The 23,658-nt window shown below is 35.1% G+C and carries 21 protein-coding genes; 5 read left to right on the top strand and 16 right to left on the bottom strand.

The window, feature by feature from the left end; all coding sequences use genetic code 11:
• Positions 1-89: 89 nt before the first annotated feature.
• The 7 genes from DFQ05_RS03005 to rpsA all read right to left on the bottom strand — a co-directional run bounded on the left by DFQ05_RS03005 (position 90) and on the right by rpsA (position 6,190).
• A complete protein-coding gene (locus tag DFQ05_RS03005) occupies positions 90-587 on the bottom strand; it encodes a CAP domain-containing protein (RefSeq protein ID WP_132703438.1) in 498 nt (165 codons plus the stop codon).
• A 185-nt stretch (positions 588-772) separates the two neighbouring features.
• Positions 773-1,420, bottom strand: coding sequence for a pyridoxamine 5'-phosphate oxidase (gene pdxH, locus DFQ05_RS03000; RefSeq protein WP_132703436.1), 648 nt, complete (start codon positions 1,418-1,420; stop codon positions 773-775).
• A 77-nt stretch (positions 1,421-1,497) separates the two neighbouring features.
• Complete coding sequence (locus tag DFQ05_RS02995) at positions 1,498-2,403, bottom strand: ribonuclease Z (protein ID WP_132703434.1); 906 nt, start codon at positions 2,401-2,403, stop codon at positions 1,498-1,500.
• Between the two features lie 7 nt (positions 2,404-2,410).
• On the bottom strand, positions 2,411-2,743 hold the full coding sequence (locus DFQ05_RS02990; protein WP_132703432.1) for a ribonuclease Z: 333 nt from the start codon (positions 2,741-2,743) through the stop codon (positions 2,411-2,413).
• Between the two features lie 3 nt (positions 2,744-2,746).
• Entirely contained in the window at positions 2,747-3,676 is a 930-nt protein-coding gene (locus tag DFQ05_RS02985) for an aspartate carbamoyltransferase catalytic subunit (protein WP_132703430.1), read from the bottom strand.
• Between the two features lie 3 nt (positions 3,677-3,679).
• Complete coding sequence (pyrR, locus tag DFQ05_RS02980) at positions 3,680-4,219, bottom strand: bifunctional pyr operon transcriptional regulator/uracil phosphoribosyltransferase PyrR (RefSeq protein ID WP_132703428.1); 540 nt, start codon at positions 4,217-4,219, stop codon at positions 3,680-3,682.
• A gap of 129 nt (positions 4,220-4,348) precedes the next feature.
• A complete protein-coding gene (gene rpsA / locus DFQ05_RS02975; protein WP_132703426.1) occupies positions 4,349-6,190 on the bottom strand; it encodes a 30S ribosomal protein S1 in 1,842 nt (613 codons plus the stop codon).
• Between the two features lie 246 nt (positions 6,191-6,436).
• Between rpsA and DFQ05_RS02970 the strand changes: the two genes are divergently transcribed.
• Positions 6,437-6,811, top strand: coding sequence for a LysM peptidoglycan-binding domain-containing protein (locus tag DFQ05_RS02970; protein ID WP_132703424.1), 375 nt, complete (start codon positions 6,437-6,439; stop codon positions 6,809-6,811).
• 44 nt (positions 6,812-6,855) lie between these two features.
• Here the strand turns inward: DFQ05_RS02970 and cmk are convergent, their stop codons facing one another.
• From cmk to lon, 3 genes are all read right to left on the bottom strand, one after another.
• Entirely contained in the window at positions 6,856-7,542 is a 687-nt protein-coding gene (cmk, locus tag DFQ05_RS02965; RefSeq protein WP_132703422.1) for a (d)CMP kinase, read from the bottom strand.
• A gap of 36 nt (positions 7,543-7,578) precedes the next feature.
• Positions 7,579-8,598, bottom strand: coding sequence for a type IX secretion system protein PorQ (gene porQ, locus DFQ05_RS02960; RefSeq protein WP_132703420.1), 1,020 nt, complete (start codon positions 8,596-8,598; stop codon positions 7,579-7,581).
• A gap of 95 nt (positions 8,599-8,693) precedes the next feature.
• Positions 8,694-11,147: an endopeptidase La gene (gene lon / locus DFQ05_RS02955; RefSeq protein ID WP_132703418.1), complete on the bottom strand. Its 2,454-nt coding sequence runs from the start codon at positions 11,145-11,147 to the stop codon at positions 8,694-8,696.
• Positions 11,148-11,374: 227 nt separating this feature from the next.
• On the opposite strand from lon, the gene DFQ05_RS02950 reads away from it, so the two are divergent.
• The 4 genes from DFQ05_RS02950 to DFQ05_RS02935 are packed head-to-tail and all read left to right on the top strand — an operon-like array spanning position 11,375 to position 14,327.
• Entirely contained in the window at positions 11,375-11,926 is a 552-nt protein-coding gene (locus DFQ05_RS02950; RefSeq protein WP_132703416.1) for an RNA polymerase sigma factor, read from the top strand.
• Positions 11,927-11,929: 3 nt separating this feature from the next.
• Complete coding sequence (locus DFQ05_RS02945; protein WP_132703414.1) at positions 11,930-12,478, top strand: hypothetical protein; 549 nt, start codon at positions 11,930-11,932, stop codon at positions 12,476-12,478.
• Positions 12,456-13,547, top strand: a complete 1,092-nt coding sequence (locus DFQ05_RS02940) for a hypothetical protein (RefSeq protein ID WP_132703412.1) — start codon at positions 12,456-12,458, stop codon at positions 13,545-13,547. Before DFQ05_RS02945 ends, DFQ05_RS02940 begins: the two co-directional genes overlap by 23 nt.
• A gap of 48 nt (positions 13,548-13,595) precedes the next feature.
• Positions 13,596-14,327, top strand: a complete 732-nt coding sequence (locus DFQ05_RS02935; RefSeq protein ID WP_132703410.1) for a head GIN domain-containing protein — start codon at positions 13,596-13,598, stop codon at positions 14,325-14,327.
• Positions 14,328-14,372: 45 nt separating this feature from the next.
• Here the strand turns inward: DFQ05_RS02935 and DFQ05_RS02930 are convergent, their stop codons facing one another.
• From DFQ05_RS02930 to DFQ05_RS02905, 6 genes are all read right to left on the bottom strand, one after another.
• On the bottom strand, positions 14,373-15,107 hold the full coding sequence (locus tag DFQ05_RS02930) for a hypothetical protein (RefSeq protein ID WP_132703408.1): 735 nt from the start codon (positions 15,105-15,107) through the stop codon (positions 14,373-14,375).
• 47 nt (positions 15,108-15,154) lie between these two features.
• On the bottom strand, positions 15,155-16,534 hold the full coding sequence (locus DFQ05_RS02925; RefSeq protein ID WP_132703406.1) for an MFS transporter: 1,380 nt from the start codon (positions 16,532-16,534) through the stop codon (positions 15,155-15,157).
• A 68-nt stretch (positions 16,535-16,602) separates the two neighbouring features.
• On the bottom strand, positions 16,603-17,430 hold the full coding sequence (locus DFQ05_RS02920) for a M48 family metallopeptidase (protein WP_132703404.1): 828 nt from the start codon (positions 17,428-17,430) through the stop codon (positions 16,603-16,605).
• 85 nt (positions 17,431-17,515) lie between these two features.
• Positions 17,516-19,918 carry a glycoside hydrolase family 31 protein gene (locus DFQ05_RS02915; RefSeq protein WP_132703402.1) on the bottom strand — a complete coding sequence of 801 codons (2,403 nt, stop codon included), beginning with the start codon at positions 19,916-19,918 and terminating at the stop codon, positions 17,516-17,518.
• A 193-nt stretch (positions 19,919-20,111) separates the two neighbouring features.
• Complete coding sequence (glgB, locus tag DFQ05_RS02910) at positions 20,112-22,019, bottom strand: 1,4-alpha-glucan branching protein GlgB (RefSeq protein ID WP_132703400.1); 1,908 nt, start codon at positions 22,017-22,019, stop codon at positions 20,112-20,114.
• 3 nt (positions 22,020-22,022) lie between these two features.
• Positions 22,023-23,657 (bottom strand): trehalose synthase, encoded by a 1,635-nt coding sequence (locus tag DFQ05_RS02905; RefSeq protein ID WP_132703398.1) that lies wholly within the window; start codon positions 23,655-23,657, stop codon positions 22,023-22,025.
• Position 23,658: the final 1 nt, after the last annotated feature.

Raw genomic sequence — 23,658 nt, 5'->3', positions numbered from 1 at the left:
CTATAAATAAGTAAAGCGCCAAACTTATCTCATAAAAAAAGACCGCATAAATGCGGTCCTATAAGTACATAATTAAAACTCACTAATAATTATCTCTTTATAAATATGTTTGTGTAATACCAATCACCATTTTCATCTTGTTCGGCTGAAATATCAAAATGCGTAAAATCACCTTCAATATTGCTTCTGTGTCCTGGACTATTAATCCATGCATTGACCACAGACTGTGCATTCGTGTAACCAAATGCTACATTTTCAGATACGACTTGAGCATTTTCATTTTCTTGCAGACTTTGCTTTCTGACATAAAAATTATGATGAGAAACTTCGTTAGAAATTCTCATATAATCTGAGTGTGTATATGCTACTGCTTTAACCGTACCATTATTAGATAAAGCACTAAAACCGTTACTTATGCGGTAATTATTTATTAATTCTAAAACCTCTATTTCTAAAGGTTTAGCTTGCGGAGGTGTTGCTAAATCGATAGTCAAAACTTCTTCCTCGTTCATACTTTCTGTAGAGCAAGATGTAAAGCTTAAAAGGGCACAAATTGCCAATACAGGCATTAGTGTAGAAACTTTCATAAGTAGGTATTTTAGGTTTGGGATTACTAAAGTATATACCTACTTTAAAAACAAGTGTTAATAAAATGTTAAAATCGATGAAAAACATGTATTTCATCGATTTTATATGTTTTTTGTCGTTTTTATAGTCTTTTACAATGTATTTAATCGTCTAATAATGCATTTTAACGGTAATTAAAAAAAAGCTAAGGCGCTAAACGCTCTAATTTCCAAACGTAATTGTCTTGCAATTGATATCGTAATCTATCGTGTAAGCGGTTGGGACGACCTTGCCAAAACTCTAATTCCACAGGCTTTACAATAAAACCTCCCCAATAGTCTGGTCGTTTAATCTCTTTACCTTCATAATTAGATTCTAAAGTTTTTAAACGCTCTTCTAAAATAGCTCTACTTTCTATCACACTACTTTGATTAGACACTAACGCACCTAATTGACTGCCACGTGGCCTAGATTCAAAATAACCATCACTTAAGTTTTCCGAAATTTTTTCCGCCTTACCTTTAATTATAATTTGTCGTTCTGCAGCTGGCCAGAAAAATGATAAACAAACGTTTGGATTAGCCAAAATAGCTTTTCCTTTTTCGCTCTCGTAATTGGTATAGAAAATAAAACCTTCGTGCGTGTATTTTTTAAGAAGCACTACTCTACTCTTTGGATAACCATCAAGACCTAAGGTAGAAATGGTCATAGCGTTAGTTTCGCCTTGATTAAAATGTTGGTCAACTTCTAAGAACCAATCTCTAAAAAGTTCTATAGGATTTTCTGAAACATTTTCTACTAAAAGTTCTCCTTTTTCGTAGGATTTACGGTAATTACTTAAATCTTTCTCCATCTATGTGCTTTTTTACAAATTTAATGGATTTAGACAGGCAAGAAACCTTAAAAAACTATAATTTTTTAGGCTACTTTTTAAAACTCAAACACCTTACCATCGTCAGCCAGTTCTACATTTTTAAAAATAGTCTGAGCCTCTTCTTTAAATAGATTAATATCGTCGTAACGTGTAGAGTAATGTCCTAAAATTAATGTACCTACATTGGCTTTCTTAGCTATTGTTGCAGCCTGTTTGGCCGAGCTATGCTTCGTTGGTTCGCACAGATTTTCATTTTTTTCTAAAAATGTAGATTCGTGATAAAGGACATCGACATCTTTAATAATAGGAATTTTAGCCTCGTCATAAGCCGTATCACTGCAAAATGCATAACTCTTAGGAGGACTTGGCGGCAAGGTCACAGATTCGTTTTTAATTACTATGCCTTTTTTATTTTCGACATCAAATCCTTGCTTAAGCTTTCTATAGTAGGCTACATCGATATCGGCATTTAAAACAGCTGCCATATCTAATTTTCGTTCGCCCTCTTTTTCTTTGAATAAAAATCCGTTAGTGTACACACGATGCTGAAGCGGAATGGTATGAACCTCTACCTTATCGTCTTCAAAAATTAATTCGGAGTCTTTGGAGGTTAATTCGTGGAAATAAAGGTTGTAATTCGTCCAAGAGTCAGACAGCTTCATCTGAAGCGTAATAACGTCTTTAAGTCCTTTTGGACCGTAAATATGAAGGTCTGCCTCACGTTTTAAAAGTCTAAACGTAGAAATTAGACCAACCAAACCAAAATAATGATCCCCATGAAGGTGAGAAATGAATATATGCTTTATCCGGGAAAACTTAACTCTATTTTTTCGAAGCTGCACTTGTGTACCCTCACCACAATCAATTAAAAATAAATGATTACGCAGTTCTAAAACCTGAGACGTTGGATTTGTAAATGTCCGTGGTGTAGCGCTATAGCACCCTAAAATATTCAGTTTCATATAAGTACTAAAATCCTAAATCGCGCTCTATGTCTTCCATTTCTATAATATCGTAAGCCTCATGTAGTGTTGGTACGACACATAATTCGTCTGGCATCATATCCAAATCTACATTATCTGTAACAATAACAAAAGACTTTTTATCACCTCGATGTGTATTACTAATACGCAAAAACTCAATAATGTCTTCCAATGAAATCTTATCTAAACTAGACAGATTTACTATGATATGTCCATTCTTATACTTTTCATAAACCTGTTCTATATTATTAACTAAGGTTTTTACTGAAGCCTTTTCTTGTGTTATGATTGTTATGTTTCCGTCTTTGTCGAATATCATAATCTATTTTCTAATTTTTGAAGCCAATAAATATATTACTGCCATACGAATAGCGACACCGTTTTCTACCTGATTTAATATAATGGACTGATTAGAGTCCGCAACATCACTTGTTATCTCTACACCTCTGTTAATTGGGCCTGGATGCATTATAGTAATTTTCTTATCTAAGCTGTCTAAGAGTGTTTTGTTTATTCCAAATTGTTGGGCATATTCTCTTGTCGATGGAAAATAGCTAATGTCCATTCTCTCGTTTTGGACACGCAACATATTAGCTACGTCACACCAGTTTAAAGCTTTTCTAAGATTTGTTTCTACCTCTACGCCCAAATCTTTAATATACTTAGGAAGCAAGGTTTTTGGCCCACAGACCATAACATTAGCGCCTTGTAATTTAAGCGCATAAATATTAGATAAGGCTACGCGACTGTGCAAAATATCGCCAACGATAACCACATTTTTATCTTTTACACTACCCAAAGCTTCTCTTATGGAATAAGAATCTAACAAGGCTTGCGTAGGGTGCTCGTGAGCACCGTCTCCGGCATTAACTATGCTGGCATTTATATGTTTAGATAGAAAGATACCAGCACCAGGACTTGGATGACGCATGACCACCATATCGACTTTCATGGATAAAATATTATTTACCGTATCTATTAAAGTCTCTCCTTTTTTTACTGAGGATTGTGCTGCTGAAAAATTAATAACATCTGCTGAAAGTCGCTTTTCGGCAAGCTCAAAAGATAATTTAGTGCGCGTAGAATTTTCGAAAAATAAATTTGCAATCGTGATATCTCTTAATGAAGGTACCTTTTTTATAGGGCGATTAATCACCTCTTTAAATTGGTCGGCGGTTTCAAAAATAAGTTTAATATCTGCCTTATTCAGATATTTAATTCCTAGTAAGTGATTAACACTTAATTCGCTCATGCTTTATTTATTTATCAAGTAAACCACATCTTCGCCTTCATTCTCTTTCCAGTTTACTATCACTTTTTCTTTATTTATGGCATCTACCTGTCTGCCACGATAATCTGGTTGAATGGGTAAATGACGACTAAAACGTCTGTCTATTAATGTTAGTAATTCTATATGGTTTGGTCTTCCAAAAGACTGAATAGCGGTTAGCGCTGCTCTTATACTACGTCCAGTATATAATACATCATCTACAAAAACTACATTTTTATCTTCAACAATAAAATTGATATTTGTTTGGTTGGCTTCCAAAGGTTTATCGCCTCTTCGGAAATCGTCTCTAAAAAACGTGATGTCTAAATCACCATAGTTAAGGTTCTTTATTTTATAGTCTTCTTTTAGAATTTTTGCCAAACGGCTAGCTAAAAATTTACCTCTTGGCTGTAAACCAATTAATGCGGTGTTTGAAAAATCGTTGTGGTTTTCAATAAGTTGACAAGCCAATCGGTGAAGGATAATGTTTACTTCTTTAGAATTAAGTAATACTCTCTGACTCATAAAACTTCCAAACGTATTTGGATGACAAAGTTAAACTAAAAAAGTTGAGTAGCAAACCATAAAATTGATGCAAAAAAAAAGCCTCTCAAAAAATGAGAGGCTTTTAAATAGTTATAAAATCTGGAAGAATTACTTCTTACCGTCCATTTTATCTTTAAGCGCTTGTAATGCGTCGTTAGCATCGCCTAAGGTAGGCTTAGCCTCCGCTGCTTGAGCTTCTGCTTTACGTACAGCTTGCTTTACAATTTTTGCTTCTTCTTCTCTAAATACAGCAGTATGAGAAGCTACAACTCTTTTGAATTCTTTATTGAACTCAATGATTTTGAATTCTGCTTCTTCACCTTTCTTTAATTTAGAACCGTCTTCTTTTTCTAAGTGACGTTGTGGAACAAAAGCAACGATATCCTCGTTAAACTCTACAGTTGCACCTTTATCAACGATTTCAGAAATCGTAGCTTTGTGTACCGTATCTAGAGCAAACTCAGTCTCGTATTTATCCCAAGGATTTTCTTCAGTCTGTTTGTGACCTAAAGATAATTTGCGTCCTTCTACGTCTAATTCTAATACAACTACATCTAATTTGTCACCTACGTTACAGAACTCGCTTGGATGCTTAATTTTCTTAGTCCAAGATAAATCAGAGATATAAATTAATCCGTCGATACCTTCTTCTAATTCTACAAATACTCCAAAGTTTGTAAAGTTACGTACGATTCCCGTGTGCCTAGAACCTACAGGATATTTAGTTGTAATATCTGTCCATGGGTCTGGTGTTAATTGCTTAATACCAAGTGACATTTTACGATCTTCTCTATCTAATGTTAAGATAACAGCTTCAATCTCGTCTCCTACAGATACGAAATCTTGAGCCGAACGCAAGTGTGTAGACCATGACATTTCAGAAACGTGAACCAATCCTTCTACACCATCAGCAACTTCAATAAACGCACCGTAATCTGCAATTACAACAACTTTACCTTTAACTTTATCTCCAACTTTTACGTCTTCTGCTAAAGCTTCCCATGGATGCTTAGATAACTGCTTAAGACCTAATTGGATTCTTGATTTATCTTCATCAAAATCAAGGATTACAACATTAAGTTTCTGATCTAATTCAACTATCTCATTTGGATGGTTAATACGTGACCAAGAAAGGTCTGTAATATGAACTAAACCATCAACACCGCCTAAATCAATGAACACACCGTAAGACGTAATGTTTTTAACAACACCCTCTAATACTTGTCCTTTTTCTAGTTGGCCAATGATTTCTTTCTTCTGCTCTTCGATATCAGCCTCGATAAGCGCTTTATGAGAAACAACAATATTTTTAAATTCGTGGTTGATTTTTACCACTTTAAATTCCATTGTTTTATTTACGTACTGATCGTAATCTCTAATTGGTTTTACATCAATTTGAGAACCTGGCAAGAATGCTTCGATACCAAATACATCGACAATCATACCACCTTTAGTTCTGCATTTTACAAAACCATTCACGATTTCTCCAGTCTCGTGAGCGTTAATCACACGATCCCATGCTTTGATTACACGAGCTTTTCTGTGAGATAATACTAATTGTCCTGTTGCATCTTCGCGAACATCGATTAATACTTCTACTTTATCGCCTACTGCTAAGTTTGGGTTGTAACGAAACTCGTTAAGAGATATTACACCTTCAGATTTAGCGTTGATGTCTATAATTGCATCACGATCTGTAATTGCAATTACAGTTCCTTCTACAACTTCGTCATCTAATGTGTCTACGAAATTTTCTGATACTAGCTTTTCAAATTCTTCTAATTTAGAATCTGCAACTTGCTCAATACCTTCTTCGTAATTGTGCCAATCAAACTCCTTTAAGAATTTTTCTGGGTTAGCCTGAGCTTCAGATACTACAGGTGCTTGCTTAGCTTTTGCTTCGGTTGCCTCTACTGCTACCTCAGCGTCTTTTGTTTTGTTTTCAGCCATTGCTGATAATAATTTGTATTCTATGCGTTGTAGGAAAATTTATGCGATAAACACATAGAAGTGTTAAAATAAATTTTTATATTGTCTTTTGTCTTCCTACTAATCGCCAAAAGGAGCGCAAAAATACAAATAAACTAAGTAATTACCTAAAATTTAGTGTTTTAAATTTTTAAAGCTTTTTAGAGCATTTTTAGTAGGAATTACTTAAACTGAAGTCGATAATTATTAACTTAAATACATTTAAAAATGAGAGCAAAATATCAAGAAGTACTTGACTTAGGAGAAAAATTAAACATTAAAGACGGAAAAGTAGAAGAAGCTGACGGAAAATTAAAAGTTTGGGGAACTGCAAGCACGCAATACGAGAAAGATGTGTTGTGGAATAAGATTAAAGAAATTGGAGGTGATAATCCAAGTGATATAATGGCAGATATTAAAGTTGAAGACGATTCTGTTTACGCTAGACACACGGTATCGTCTGGTGAAACTTTAGGGAAAATTGCTAAGCACTACTATGGCGATGCTATGAAATACAAGGAAATATTTGCAGCAAACACGGACATTCTTAAGAATCCAGATGTCATTCATCCAGACCAAGAATTAATCATTCCTAATTTATAGGATGAATTTTAAGATTAAAAAAGGCGCCTAAATTAGGCGCCTTTTTAGTTTAGTTTTTCCTTTACCAGTTCTTTAATTGCATTTAATTGCTGGTCTATTGTCATTTTAGAATTATCGAACTCAATAGCATCTTTGGCTTTTACTAAGGGAGAATCCTCTCGGCTTGTATCTATTCTGTCTCGAGTAACCACATTATCCAAAACCTCATCAAACGTAATACTGTCGCCTCTATCGCGTAATTCTTTATAACGCCGTTCTGCTCTAGTTTCTGCAGAAGCTGTCATAAATATTTTTAGCTCTGCATCAGGGAACACAACCGTACCGATATCACGACCATCCATAACAATACCCTTGTCTTTGCCCATTTCTTGCTGCTGCTCTACAAGCTTTTTTCTAACCTCTGAAATTGTTGCTACAGGGCTTACATATTTAGAAACCTCTAGGGTTCTAATTTCCGACTCTACATTTTCATCGTTCAAAAAGACTTCTGCAAATCCGAGTTGTGGATTGTATTTAAAATAAATTTTAATGCTATCTAATTCTGAAATCAATTTTTCTTCATCTACTTCTTCATTAACAATACAATCGTTTTGAAGTGCATACAATGCAACCGAACGATACATTGCACCCGTATCGACATAAATATAGCCAAGGTTATCTGCAAGCTTTTTGGCTATTGTACTTTTTCCGGTTGAAGAAAAACCGTCTATGGCAATGATTATTTTTTTCATTTTATGCTGTCCCGACGTCTCGGGAATATTTCAGTATTAATTTAAATCTATTTGAAGCCCAAAAAAACTTGTATTTGCAGACGCTGTATATCTTGCATGGGTGTAGCTAAACTTCATTTTATTTATTTTTAAACCTACACCAAAAGATAAGCCTGAAAAGTTTCTTTGATCTAAAATACGTAATTCTTCAGCACGTCTAAAGTTATAACCCATTCTTAGATTGAAGCCTCTGTCTGGCCACAGTTCTGCTCCCAATATTAAATGACGAAGCGTATTGTTTAGAAAGCCAACTTTTTCTTCGGTTTGGTTGCCGTTTAAATCGGTTGTAGCCCGCGCCGGATTAGAAACACCAATAGGCCATTCTTGCAAATTTTCTAATGTTAAATGCCATCTTAACGGAATGTATTCTAGCGTTTGAGACATTCCAAAGTTAATCTCTAAAGGCAGTCTTTCGTTAAGCTCGTTATAAGTTTTAAATTGTGTACCTACATTTCTTACTGTTAATGCCGCATGAAAATCGAGTTTTTCGTTAATATACATAACTCCTAAATCTACGGCACCACCGATGGAATTGTATTGCTCTAATTGCGAAGTTATAATTTTGGCATTAGCACCAACATAAAAATCTGTAAATGGGATGTTATAATTATACCCAAAAGATAAAGCAACTTCGTTACCCTTAAATGTACCAGTTGCAATGCCATTGAGGTCTCGTCCGTCGAACTCGCCATAATTAATATACGTTACACCAAAGTGAAATGTCTGTACTCTCCTATCCCAAGTATAAGCATATGCCGCTGTACCATAAGTAATATCGCCTAAATAATTTGAAATATTAAGGGCTGCTTGATTGTGCATATCGCTATTTATTGAAGCAGGATTGTAAAGTGCTTCTGTTACATCGCGGTCGAAATTTGTAATTATTTTTCCGCCTAAAGCAGCTTGTCTTGGTGAAGAGATAAGATTAAGAAATTGATATGTAGATTCACCACCCAATTGAGCAAAACATATCGAAGCAAAACCTAAAAAGAATAGAGCCGTAATCCTCTTAATCATAGCCTGCAAAATAACTAAATCTATCTTAGAACGTAGTTCTAATTCTTTTATTTTTTGAAAAGTAAAAACCTCAGTATAATTACTGAGGTTTAAGTTTACAGTGCTTTTGGATTTTTTACCTTTTGCTTGGTTATTGCTAGTTCTAAAACCTCGTCCATATTTTTAACGTAGTGGAATTTTAAGCCTTTGAGGTATTCTGGTTTAATCTCGTCGATGTCTCTTTTGTTGTCTTCGCAAAGTAAAATCTCTTTAATTTTTGCTCGTTTTGCTGCTAAAATCTTTTCTTTAATTCCGCCTACAGGAAGCACTTTTCCTCTTAACGTAATTTCGCCAGTCATGGCAATACTTTTCTTTACTTTTCTTTGTGTGAATAAAGACACTAGAGATGTTAACATAGTTACACCAGCACTTGGACCATCTTTTGGTGTGGCGCCTTCTGGCACATGGATATGAACATTGTACTTATCGAACACCTCTGGGTTAATACCAAACTTATCTGCGTTGGATTTTATGTATTCCATAGCAATGGTTGCAGATTCCTTCATTACTTTACCAAGGTTACCTGTTATGGTTAGGCTTCCTTTGCCCTTCGATAATATAGATTCAATAAATAATATATCGCCTCCTACTCTAGTCCATGCTAGTCCTGTGACAACACCGGCCACATTATTGTTTTCGTATTTATCTCGCTCCAACCTTGGGCTTCCTAGAATCTCTACAATATCCTCATTAGAAACTTTGATGTTGTAATCTTCTTCCATGGCAATATTCTTGGCCGCATAACGTACCATTTTCGCTACTTGTTTTTCTAATCCACGAACACCAGATTCTCTAGTATAACCTTCAACTATTTTTTCGAGTTGTGGCTTTCCTATTTTTAGAGCTTTTTCGTCTAGACCATGTTCTTTTAACTGCTTAGGCAAAAGGTGTCGTTTTGCAATCTCTACTTTTTCTTCTATAGTATAACCAGTAACGTTTATAATTTCCATACGATCACGTAATGCTGGTTGTATGGTATTAAGACTATTAGATGTAGCGATAAACATAACTTTAGAAAGGTCGTAACCCATTTCTAAAAAGTTATCATAAAACTCATTATTCTGTTCTGGATCTAACACTTCTAACATTGCCGAAGACGGATCACCTTGGTTACCTGTTGATAACTTATCTATTTCATCTAAAACAAAAACAGGATTAGACGTACCAGCTTTTTTTAAACTCTGAATAATTCGCCCTGGCATGGCGCCAATATAGGTTTTACGGTGACCTCTTATTTCTGCTTCGTCACGCAAACCACCTAAAGAAATACGTACATATTCTCTGCCTAATGCCTCTGCTATAGACTTACCTAAAGAGGTTTTACCAACTCCTGGAGGTCCGTAGAGACAAAGTATTGGGGATTTCATGTCGTTACGCAGTTTCAATACTGCTAAATACTCTATAATACGCTTTTTAACATCGTCTAAACCAAAATGATCACGGTCTAGAATTTTCATCGCACGCTTTAAATCGAATTTATCCTCGCTAAACTCATTCCAAGGTAAATCCAAAAACAAGTCTAAGTAATTACGTTGAATAGAATACTCAGCAACCTGAGGATTCATACGCTGCATTTTTGCAAGTTCTTTCTCAAAATGCGCTTTTACTTTCTCGTCCCACTTCTTGGCTTTTGCCCGCTCGCGCATATCTTCTATCTCTTCTCCCGACGATACACCGCCACCCAATTCTTCTTGAATGGTTTTTAGCTGCTGATGTAAGAAATATTCGCGCTGTTGCTGATTCATATCGCTCTGAACCTTGCTCTGAATATCATTTTTAAGCTCCAGCTTCTGATATTCTAGATTCATATACTTCAACGTAGAAAGCGCACGTTCTTTTAAATCGTTAATTTGAAGAAGTTCTTGTTTCTCTTCAACTTTAAGATTCATATTCGACGACACAAAATTGACGAGGAAAGAACTACTTTCTATATTCTTTATAGCAAAGCTAGCTTCTGTCGGGATGTTAGGACTTTCTTTTATAATCTCTAAAGACAAGTCTTTTATGGACTCGATAATAGCTTTGAACTCTTCGTTATCTTTTGCTGGTTTGGCTTCTGCTAAATCTGAAATATTAGCGGTTAAATAAGGTGTTTCCGAAACAACTTCTTCAATCTGAAAACGTTTCTTACCCTGAATGATAACCGTGGTATTTCCATCAGGCATTTTTAAAACCTTCAAGATTCTAGCCACCGTACCAACCTTATAGATATCTTTTTCCGTAGGGTTTTCTACCGATTCATCCTTCTGAGATACCACTCCGATAACTTTTCCACCATTATTTGCATCGTTAATAAGCTTTATCGATGTGTCACGACCTGCAGTAATTGGTATCACTACACCTGGAAATAAAACCGTATTACGCAGTGGAAGTATTGGAAGCGATTTTGGTAAAAGCTCGTTATTTATTAACTCTTCATCTTCGGGTGTCATTAAAGGAATTAATTCTGAATTTTCATCAAAATCCTGAAATGACAAACTGTCAAGCCCTAAAAATTTTCGTTTTGCCATATTATATTTTAAGCCATTCTGTCACTAAAAACTCTAGAATGTGCTATTGTTTCATTATACATTTTCTAACTTTACCCTAAATTTCAGGGTTTTACAGCTTTGGTTAGCCGTACTTAACTAACTAAATTCAATAGTTATGCCATTTAGATTAGAAGATATTAAAACTTTTTTTGGTAAAACTGTAACACTTCAAAATAATAGCCATCTTTAAGTAAAAGCATTAGTTTTTGTTATCAACCAATCAAGACATAGAACAATTACTAGAGCTTTGTTGTAAAGGTCATCAAAAATCTCAGATAGAGATTTACAACCGATACTATAAAGCCATGTATAATACATCTTTGCGCATTGTACGCGATAGCTACAAGGCAGAAGATGTTATGCAAGAATCGTTCTTAACGGCGTTTGAAAAACTAAATACGCTAAAAGACAAAACCATGTTTGGATCATGGTTAAAACGGATTGTTATTAATAATAGTATTGCAGAATACAATAGGTTAACAAAAGAAAATAACGTAGACCTAGAAACGGTGCTTTATAAAGTTGAAAATACTAATGGTATTGAAGAAAATGACAGTAAAAACGAAAAAGTAAAACATATCTTGGATAGCATAAAACAACTAAAATCTAATTACAGTCTGGGATTAACTTTACATCTTATAGAAGGCTATGATTATGAAGAAATTTCTGAAATCATGAATATTTCTTACGCCAATTGTAGAACGTTAATTTCTAGAGCCAAAGAGAGTTTAAGACAAAAACTAAGCGTTAGCGCATAAAAGATGGAAGAAAAAGATAATCTAGAACAGTTATTCCAAGACCTTAAAGGTCAGTTTGATGTTGAAGAGCCTGCAACGAAACATGAGGTACGATTTATCGAAAAACTGAGCAAGAACTCACAAGATTTAGCCTCACCAAAATCTAGGTTTTGGAAACCCTTTTTGGCTATAGCGGCAAGTATTGTTATTTGTTTAGGGGCTTTTAAGTTTATAGCAGCCAACGACGCCAAGAATGACTTAGCGAGTGTTTCTCCAGAGATGTCCGAAGTACAAAGTTTTCTCACAGCGACTATTAGTGAAGAGTTAAAAAAACTGGAAGCAGAACGCTCTCCACTTACAGAAAATATTATTTATGAGACTGAGCGCCAACTAAAAGCTTTAGAGGACGACTATGCTATCTTAAAAACAAATCTTAAACAAAGTGGAAACGATGAGCGCGTTATTAATGCCATGATTTCAAACTTTCAAAGCAGAATAGATATTCTTAACAACATATTAGAAAAAATAAAAGACTTAAAGCAAAAACAATATGAAACGGAAATTACCTTATAAGCTAAGCATTATATTATTTTTATTACCAACATTAATATTTGCCAATAATACCACTACTAAAGAGGCTATTACAACTAGAGAGCGCGTAATTCAAAAATCGTATGTTGTAGACAACAATGCTACGCTTAAAGTGAGTAATAAATTTGGGAATGTCGATATTATTACTTGGGATAAAAATACTATAGAATTTGATATTTTAATTAGAGTAAGTGGCAACGACGCAGACAAGGTAGAAGACCGTTTAGAGCGTATAGATGTCGATTTTTCTTCAAGCAACACCACGGTTTCTGCAATCACAAAAATTGAAAAAAATTCATCAAACTGGTGGAATTGGGGCAAAAAAATGAATCTTAAACTAGAGATTAATTATGTCATTAAACTTCCAATCACTAACGGTATAGATATTAGTAACGATTTTGGAAGTGTTACCGTAGACACATTAAAGGGAAGAGCAAAAATAAACTGTGACCATGGTAGAATCACAACCAGGGAGCTTATGGCAGACGATAACGAGCTTAATTTTAACCATACCAAAGACAGCTATTTTGAATACATAAAAAGTGGCCGCATAAATGCAGATTTTAGTAGCTATACCATTGCAAAAACAAATAACATTATTATTAATAGCGACCACACATCTGGACATATTGAAGTTGCTGAAAATGTAACTTATAATTGCGATTTTAACTCACTAAAAGTAGATAATGTAAATAACATTAAGGGCAATGCAGACCACCTTACCCTGCGCATAGGAAATGTGTATAAAAACGCTTCTGTAAAATCTGATTTTGGAACTATAAAAATTGAAAAAATAGCCTCAAATGCCCAAAATGTAGAAATAGATGGAGAGCATGCCAGTATGACGCTGGGTTATGCCTCTGATTACAATTTTAATTTTGATATTAATTTGGAGCACGCTTCTTTAAAAAATACTGAAGATTTTATCTTCATTAAAAAAAGAATAAACAGCTCAGACAAATATTACTTAGGGTATTATGGTTCTAGCAGTACACAAAACGTTTTAAAAATAAATTCAGAATTTGGAAGCGTAACGTTTAAAAAGCAATAATACAATCAATCAAAAATCGAATAGTACTAATTATTAAATCAACACATTATGAAACAATTAAAATTAATCTTCAGTTTTATCTTATTAGGTGCATTAACAACTTCTAATGCCCAATGGTGGGGCGGAAAAGGTGTAAAAGGTAACGGAGATGTTACCACAATTACAAGGACAACTAGTGACTACGACGGTATTAAATGTGCAGGTTTTATGGATTTTAAGCTTGTAGAAGGCGAGGAAGGTAAAATAACCATAAAAGGCGAATCTAATTTATTAGAATATATTGTCACAGAAGTAAAAAACGGAAATTTGATTATCAAAGTTCAAAAAGGAAAAAATCTTAAACCTAGTAATAATACACCTTTATTGATTACAGTTCCTTATAGAGATATTACTACTGTTTCGCTATCGGGTTCTGGAGATGTTTGGAACGAAGGCACTATTAATGCAGATGAGTTTTCAGCATCGGTAGCTGGCTCTGGCGATTTAATACTAAATATTAACTCAGAAAACACAAAAGCTAGTGTTTCTGGTTCTGGTGATTTAACTTTAAAAGGTAGGTCTAAAAATCTCAAAGCAAATGTTGCTGGTTCTGGCGATTTTCATGGGTTTAAGTTAGAATCTGTAAATGTTGATGCTTCTGTTGCAGGATCTGGTGACATTTCTATTAATTGTTCTGGTGAGCTTAAGGCGAGAGTAGCTGGATCTGGTGATATTGAATATCGTGGAAATCCAACTAGTACAGATACTAAAGTAGTTGGTTCTGGTAGTATTGAGAATTAGAAATTATGCTTATAAAACAAAAAAGCCGCTTTTAGCGGCTTTTTTTTATTGTTTAGTATATACAAATGTTAAGTCCTGTATTGTATTAACTGTAGCATCTTCAGTATTAATTACAGTAAACCCTTCTGGAATAGTGGTTGACAAAGTATTGCCTTCCAAAGTCCAATCGAAAGTTCCAAAAACATCTGTAGTTGTAATGATATTTCCATCTTGAGTCCAAGTAAATTGAGTCGTTTCATTTTCAAGAATACAATCTACTGTGAAATCAAATTCTTCTGAATTGTCTGGGTCAAGAAATATTTCAATGTCTGCATAAGACGTGCTAATTGATGCACCAGTACCATCATCGTTAAATACTAGAGTTTCGTTATTGTAACAATCCATTTCCTCTAAGAAATTAGTGCTCCCGGTACCGTCATTATTTAAATCAACAGGTTCCTCACCAATCCAAGCTGTTAACAACCATGTCCCTAAAATATCATTTTCGTTCTGTTCCTGAGTGCAATCTCCTAATTCGTCTATTAAAGCTTGTAATTCGCCATTATCATCACCACAAGCTGCAATTTGAGCTTCTATAACCGTTTTATAAGTATTACATATATCTGTGTAGTTATCTTCTGTTGCTCCTAAAAAAGCCAATGCAGCTTCAATCGTGTTCTCTGTTGCCAATACGCAAGCGGCTTGGTCTTCAGTCACAAACTCACCTTCCAAAGGCTCATCATCACACTGAAACGCAGAACATAGAACAAATACACAAAATAGAGCTAAAACTTTTTTCATAATCTAAAACATTGAATATTGAATGGTTAGTACAAACATAACATAAATTAGTTTGTTTTATTTTCTGGCACTCTAAAAAGCATTATGATACCTACCAAAAAAAACATAAATAAAAATAAAATAGCATATCTCATAGAACTTATCTGGTCGACGATTGCAAAAATGAGCATTCCTATTACAATTCCTATTTTTTCAGCGACGTCGTAAAAACTAAAATAGGACGTAGTATCTTCTGTTTCGGGTAAAAACTTGGAGTACGTTGAGCGACCTAAAGACTGTACACCTCCCATTACTAAACCTACTATACCTGCTGCTATATAAAATTGCATTGGCGTTTCCATAAAATAAGCATAAATACATACCAACATCCAAATCGTATTTACACCAATTAGCGTTTTAATATTACCATATTTAGCAGATGCTCTAGAGGTAAATATTGCACCTAGTATGGCTACCAGTTGAATAACAAGAATGCTAACTATAAGCCCTACGGTTTTCTCATTATCCGAACCCCACAAAATTTCTTTTTCACCAAAATATACGGCCATTAACATAATGGTTTGTACCGCCATACTAAATACAAAAAAGGCATTTAGATATCTTTTTAATCTTAAATTTCTTTTTAGATCTTGCCAAACCGCTTTTAACTCTCTAAATCCATTTAATAGTACTTCCTTAGTGACTTTATGGCCGCTCGAAACACCTTTAGGGAGAACATAAAATGTATATTGACTAAAACCTATCCACCAAAGACCCACAGTTATAAAAGATATTTTCATTGCTTTTACAGCGGCTATATTTTTCGCAGTTTCTGTAGCTTCGGAAATAGCTAATTCGTTACCTGATTTGGCTATATCCTCTGAAATACTAACATCAAAACCAAAATATTCTGGAAACATAACCATTCCCAAATTCAATAATAACAGTAACACACTACCTATATACCCAAGAGAAAAACCTTTGGCGCTTGCTGCATCTTGTTGTTCTTCGAAAGCGATATCTGGTAAATACGAATTATAAAATACAAGACTACCCCAATAACCTAAAAGCCCCATGAAGTAAAATAATAGACTCGTATGGATTAGGTCTAAATTAAACCAGTACAATCCCATACATCCAAGTCCTCCCATATAACAAAAGAACTTCATAAAACTCTTTTTGTTACCAACATAATCTGCAACTCCAGAAAGAATTGGAGAAGACACTGCAACCACCAAAAATGTAAATGCTGTTATTACAGAAATAAGAACCGTCTGCTTCATTTCAAAACCAAAAGCACTTACTAATTCGTTCTTATCTGTAAATAATGTTGAATAAAATATTGGGAAAATTGAAGATGCAATTGTAAGCGTGTATACTGAATTAGCCCAATCATAAAAAGCCCAAGCGTTAATTAGTTTTTTACTGCCTTTTTGAAATGTAGTCATAGGTTATAAAATAAAAAGTCGCCCATTTGAGCGACTTCTAAAGTAAACAATAAATTATAATCTTAATATTAATTAATTGGTCTAAATTCTGTAACACCAAATTTTGCTGCTTCTGCTTTAGCATCAGGAGCCCATTTTTTTAAATTATTAATTCTTGTATCGTTGCTTGGATGCGTGCTTAAAAACTCAGGTGGTGCTTGTCCTCCACTCTTTGCCTTCATTCGTTTCCATAATTCTGAAGCTTCATCTGGGTTATAACCAGCTAGAGCCATTAATCGTAAGCCAATTTCATCAGCTTGGGTTTCATGAGAACGACTAAATGGTAACATTCCACCAACAGTTGATACGACACCAAAAGATTGGTTAAATATTTGCTGCTTTTGTGGATCGTTCATAAATGCCACATTGCCAGCCAAAGCTAAACCTTGTTGCAGATACGCAGCACTCATACGTTGCTGACCATGATTGGCCAAAGCGTGTGCTACCTCGTGCCCCATGATTGCTGCAACACCAGTTTCGTTAGCTGCTATAGGTAAAATACCTGTATAAAATGCTATTTTCCCACCTGGCATACACCAAGCGTTAACTTGCTCAGATTCAATGAGCTTGTATTCCCACTTGTAATCTTTTAAATAACCTTGATGTCCGTTAGCATTAAGCCAACGCTCAGCGGCAACTGCTATTCGTTGTCCAACTCGTCTAATCATCTCGGCCTCCGATGTACCAGTAACAACTTTATTTTCACTTAAAACTTGGTTATACTGAGAAAAAGAAGCTGGAAACAGCTGATCGTTTGATACAAACGCCATTGTTTTTTTTCCGGTAAATGGATTCGTTGCGCAAGAAATAAAGACTAAAAGTAGCCCTATTATGGCTATAGATTTTTTAAAATTCATAGTTGATGGAATTGTATTAAATACTAAAATACAAAAAAGGTTTGTTCTTTAGAATTAATTAAATTAAGAATTAGTGTTTGAAATTCTAGGCTTTGAAATGTAGTTCTGAAAAATTCTTATCTACAACTATGCTATGCGTGCCATTAACCTTAATATGCTCCAGAGAAATCGTCTGATTATCTAATTCGATTTCGTTAATATCAAAAGGTAAACCGTGTATATTTATTTTAAATGAAGCATACTCGGTGATGTATTTGCCTTCTTTAAACTGATTAATTATCAGCTCATCCTTGCGACCTGTTAATGCAAAATTTCTAAGACTATAACGTCCTTTGGTATAATCATATCCATCATTAGCATCACTGAACAATTCACTATTTTCCTTTCCTTCTTTGTAGTAGACGTCTAGCGTTATTTCTGTAATTTTCTTTTCTCCGACATACTGCTGTATAGGATATTTAGGAATTATAGCGCCTTCTTTCACAAAAATAGGCATACTATCAATATCGGCATCGACCCACATTTCTTTTCCGCCTTTTACAACCTCATCCGTCCAGTAATTATACCAGCTACCTCTTGGTAAATACATTCGGCGACCTTTTGCATTTGGTTCTAAAATAGGGCAAGCTAAAATGTGTTCACCAAAAATAAACTCATCTGTTCTATAATGTGTTTGTACATCTTCTTGGTCGTATAAGACTAACGATTTAAGCATAGGTGTACCATGATCGACATAGTTCCAAAATGCTGTATATAAATACGGAAGGAGTTGATATCTAATTTCTATAAACTTACGAACGATATCTGTTACATCTTCATCAAATGCCCAAGGTTCCTGATCACCATGGTCACCTGAGGAATGTACTCTAAAAAATGGATGAAAAATTCCTAGTTGAATCCAACGTGTGAATAATTCGCCTTGTGGTTGTTCGGCAAATCCGCCAATATCACTACCTGCAAAGCCAAAACCAGACATTGCCATGCGTTGTGCCTGAATATTAGCTATCCAAAGATGCTCCCATGTTGCCACATTATCTCCAGTCCATGTTGATGTATAGCGTTGAGTACCAGAATAAGCTGCTCTTGTTATTACAAAAGGGCGCTTTGGATATCGGAATTTTTTAAGACCATGATAAGTCGCTCTAGCCATTTGCATCCCATATATATTGTGCGCTTTTCTATGACTACATGGATTTCCATCGTAATCATGACGAACGTCGTCTGGAAAGGTTTTGTTTGGCACTTCCATAACGGCTGGTTCATTCATATCGTTCCATACACCTTTAATACCAACCTCTTCAATAAGTTCTTTAAAAAGTCCTGACCACCAATCTCTTACTTCTGGTCTTGTAAAATCTGGGAAATAACATTCGCCTGGCCATACTTTTCCTTTCATATAAGCACCATCTGCTCGTTTACAGAAGTAATCTTTTTCTAATCCTTCTTTAAAAACAGAGTAATGCTTATCTATTTTGATTCCTGGATCAATTATAGCAACAGTTTTAAAGCCATCATCTTCTAGCTCCTTGACCATACGTTTTGGGTCAGGAAAATGCTCTTTATTCCATGTAAAGCAACGAAAACCATCCATATAATCGATATCTAAATAAATAGCATCACATGGTATTTGAAGCTTTCTAAACGTAGATGTAATCTCTTTAACTTTACTTTCTGGATAATAACTCCACTTGCATTGATGAAAGCCCAACGCCCACATTGGCGGTAATTGGTGAGGTTTTCCTGTTAAATCCGTATAACTTTCTACGACATCTGTCATTTTTGGGCCATAGAAAAAATAGTAATTCATTTCGCCTCCTTGCGCCCAAAAACTCGTTACGTTTCGGCGTTCGTTTGCAAAGTCAAAGAAACTCTGAAATGTATTATCAAAGAAGACACCATAAGCTTTACCATGGTGTAAGCCTGTATAAAACGGAATGGATTTATAAATTGGGTCGGTGTCTTTACCATAAGCATAAGAATCCGTTACCCAGTTGGTATAACGCTTTCCCTTTAGGTTTAAATGATTAGGTTTATCTCCTAGTCCGTAATAGCTTTCGCCTTCATTGGAGACCTTACTCATTTTTACAATGTTGCCACCGTATTCGTAACTTTCTTCCCAATGAAAACCAATTTCATCTTGGTTAATTAGAGTATTATCCTTTACATCAAAAATACTTACACGAAGACTCTCTTTAGAAATTTCGCACCTAAGTTTCGAGGTAATAATACTGTACTTTTCTTTACCATCTTCAATCTTTAATTCGTTATAGCCAGTACTTGCATATTTTGTAATGGCATAAGAAAAGTCATTATCAAAGTTGCCTACTGTTGTGTATCGGAAACGTAAAACACTGTCTCTTACAACAGTTAGTTGAAGGATGACATCGTTATTGGTATAAAAATAAAGTCTATCGACATCCTTTTTAAAGTCTATTATTTTTGAAGGAAACTGGTTTCCTTTATTCTCTAATTCGGTATTTACAATCATAGCACGATTTTAATGTAAAATGTGCGTAAAAAAACGGAAAAAAACCAACTTATAAAAGACTTGAAATCACTAATTATACGATGTTTATTAACTACATCGATTGCGAGCCTCTTCCAAAACTAAACTCTCTGTTTTGTACTCTCTAAAGGCAAGGTTTTTGTTGTTCTAAATAAAGTTTACTTAAAACTTGTGACTAAGCGTATTTAAAAACAACCATTCCTAAAGGTGGAATATCTACGTCGATGGAATGGTCTCTAAACTGCCAAGCTTCATCCTTTGTAGTTTGCATTTTGTTCTTGTAGGCTCCACTTCCAAAATACTTTTTTAAGTCACTATTAAAAACTTCTTTGAGTTTTCCTTTTCGTGATACACCCATTTTGTAATTTTCTCTTGGAACTGGTGTCATATTGCAGGCAACGACCAAATCGTCTTTGGTGTCATTTCCTTTTCGGATGTAAACCAATACAGAATTTTCAGAATCATTGTAGTCTATCCATTCAAAACCGTCCGCAGAAAATTGTTTCTCGAATAATGCTGGTTCTTTTTTGTAGAGTGTATTTAAGTCTTTTATTAAAGCTTGTACGCCTTTGTGCGGTTCGTATTGCAATAAATGCCAATCTAAGCTTTGCTGAAAATTCCACTCTTCACTCTGTCCAAATTCTGCACCTTGAAATAATAGATTTGTTCCTGGATGTGTAAACATATAACTATACAACAAACGCAAATTTGCAAAACGCTGCCACTCATCTCCTGGCATACGTCCTAAAATAGAATGCTTACCGTAAACCACCTCATCGTGACTTAGTGGTAGCATAAAATTTTCTGTAAACGCATAGGTCATACTAAAGGTTAAGTCGTTCTGATGGTGCTTTCTGTAGATTGGTTCCTTAGCAAAATACTGAAGCGTATCGTGCATCCATCCCATCATCCATTTCATACCAAATCCTAAACCGCCAATGTAGGTTGGTTTTGATACCATTGGAAAAGACGTTGATTCTTCGGCAATGGTTTGTACATCTGGAAAGCTTTCATAAACCGCTTCATTCATTTCGCGCATAAAAGAGATGGCTTCTAAATTTTCACGCCCACCAAACATGTTTGGTTCCCACTCACCATCTTCTCTACTGTAATCTAAAAATAACATCGATGCCACGGCATCAACTCGCAATCCATCTGCATGATATTGGTCTAGCCAAAAAATAGCGTTGCTTATTAAAAACGATTTTACCTCGTTTCGACCATAATTAAAGATTAAGCTCTTCCAGTCTGGATGGTAGCCTTTTCGCTTGTCTGGATGTTCGTACAAACAGGAACCATCAAAAAAACCGAGGCCATGCGCATCTTCGGGAAAATGCGATGGTACCCAATCGAGAATAATTCCTATATCGTTTTGATGTAATTTATCAACAAGTAATTTAAATTCTTCGGGATATCCAAAACGCGATGTTGGAGCAAAATAACCTGTAAGCTGATAACCCCAAGATGGGTCGTAAGGATACTCCATTATAGGCATTAACTCTACATGTGTAAAATTCATCTCCTTTACATAATTAACCAAATCGTCCGCTAATTCTACATAAGACAAAAAACGGTTTTCCTCAATTTGTTTTTTCCAAGAACCGAGATGTACTTCATAAACCGAAAAAGGAGCATCTAGCGCGTTATGCTTTGCTCTTTTCTTCATCCAATTATTGTCTTTCCATTTGTAGTTGTCATCCCAAACGATTGATGCTGTTTTTGGAGGATGTTCACAGCGTCTGGCATATGGGTCGGCCTTTTCGGTTTTAATATCGTTATGATGGCTTTGTATCTTGTACTTATAAATGCTGCCTTTTCCAGCACCTGGAATGAAGCCTTCCCAAATACCACTTTGATCCCAACGTACATTAAGCTGGTGCTCTCCTTCTAACCAAAAGTTAAAATCGCCTATGACAGATACAGATTTAGCACTCGGCGCCCAAACAGCAAAATAGGTGCCCTCGACACCATTTAAAGTCATGATGTGAGAACCAAATTTCTCGTATAATCGGTAATGCTTCCCTGATTTGAATAGGTTGATATCAAATTCTGTAAATAGACTGTGCGGTATTACTTCTGCCATAAATTAGTTGTTGATAATGTTTGAAATTCCCTTGAGCGGAATAACAGCCCATCGTGGACGTGAGTTAAGCTCGTAACCCAACTCGTAAACTGCTTTTTCTAGTAATGAATATTTCAACAAGAAAATGCGCTCTTGGTTATAACCAATATTGATATTTGCCTCTTGTATCTCATAAACATAAGTTCCTAAAAATACACCAACCAGGTATTGGTATAGAATTTCTCCAGCTTCAAACAGTTCTACCTGAGAATGCTTATATAATTTAATATTGTTGAATATTGTGGCGTAAATGGCATAATGAAAGGAGCGAAACATGCCTGCTACATCTTTAAGAGGTGGTTGCTTAACTTTTCTGTCTCTAATTGTACTTTCTGGCTCGCCTTCAAAATCTAGTATATAAAAATCATCACCTTTTACAAGCAATTGCCCTAAGTGATAATCGCCATGAACACGTAAGCGTTCGCTTTTTAATTTGGTCCAATCAAAGCTAACAAAACGTTTTCTTATCTCGTTTTTCTTATCCAAAAACTCATTGGCCAATTCCAACGCCAAACCATCGAGCTTATGGAGGTTATTTTCTACGGTATTTAACCGATTTTGAAATTGGTACAACAGTCTATTTTTTAACCAAACTGTATAATCGTTATTAAAGCGTGTTGGTGTAAATGCCGTATCCTCGAATTCCGACCCCAAAGCAATGTGCATCTCGGCAGTGCGTTTTGCTAATTTCTGAATCTTTGTAAAAATGTTTAGCCCTGCCCAATCGATAATCTGTGGTGGAACATCTCTAATATCTAGACGCAAAAAATCTTCGGTTCTTGGTAAATCCGAAACATTGATGCTTTTGTACTCTAAATTAGAAAACACTTTGTGCAACTCCGAAAGCATGTATTCCCAAGCATCTCCATCATTCTCTACCATTTCCTGCATTAACCCAATGGTAATATTAATGTTTTCGTTGTCTTTAATTTGAATACTACCTAAATATGCTGGTGTATTTTTGAATTCTTTTTTCTCTGAAAGAAAACGACTCATCTCGTAATCTGGATTTCGGTCTGCATATATACGTCTGAAGAATTTGAGAACAAACTTTTCGTTATAGACTATTGAGGTATTACTTTGCTCAAATCCCATAAACCGAGACGATTCGTAAGTAACATCCTTAAACAATAAACTTTTATTGTACTGAACTCGAGTGGTATCGTTAGGAACAGCCGTTAAAATACGTTCAAAGACTACTTTTCTAAACGCTTCTAGATTAATAGCGTCGATAATAAACCCTTCTTGATTTTGTATACTAATTGGTAAAATTCTATCATCTTGGGCAAAATTTTCGTCCGACACAAACGCTATTGGCAAAAAATAATGTTGATAAAACGCTTCAACAAAATTCACTTCCAAGATTAGACCATAGTAAACCTCTTCATTTTGCTGAATTCTAAAATATTCTGCTAATTCAATATACTTTAGCTTACTAGCCTTTCCGCCGTACCAACGCTGTTTAATAATGTAATCTTCAAGAACATCTGAAAGAAACACCTTTACGAAGTCCTTATTTTCCATAAGTTCTTCCCATCGTGTATCAAAATTGTAGAGCGCTGTTTTCTGTATTTTAGATGACGACGATTTCTTGGCCATT

The sequence above is a fragment of the Winogradskyella wandonensis genome (assembly GCF_004346845.1).
Taxonomy (GTDB): domain Bacteria; phylum Bacteroidota; class Bacteroidia; order Flavobacteriales; family Flavobacteriaceae; genus Winogradskyella; species Winogradskyella wandonensis.
Note: the sequence above shows the minus strand (reverse complement) of the source record. Positions and strands in the feature narration are given on the sequence as shown.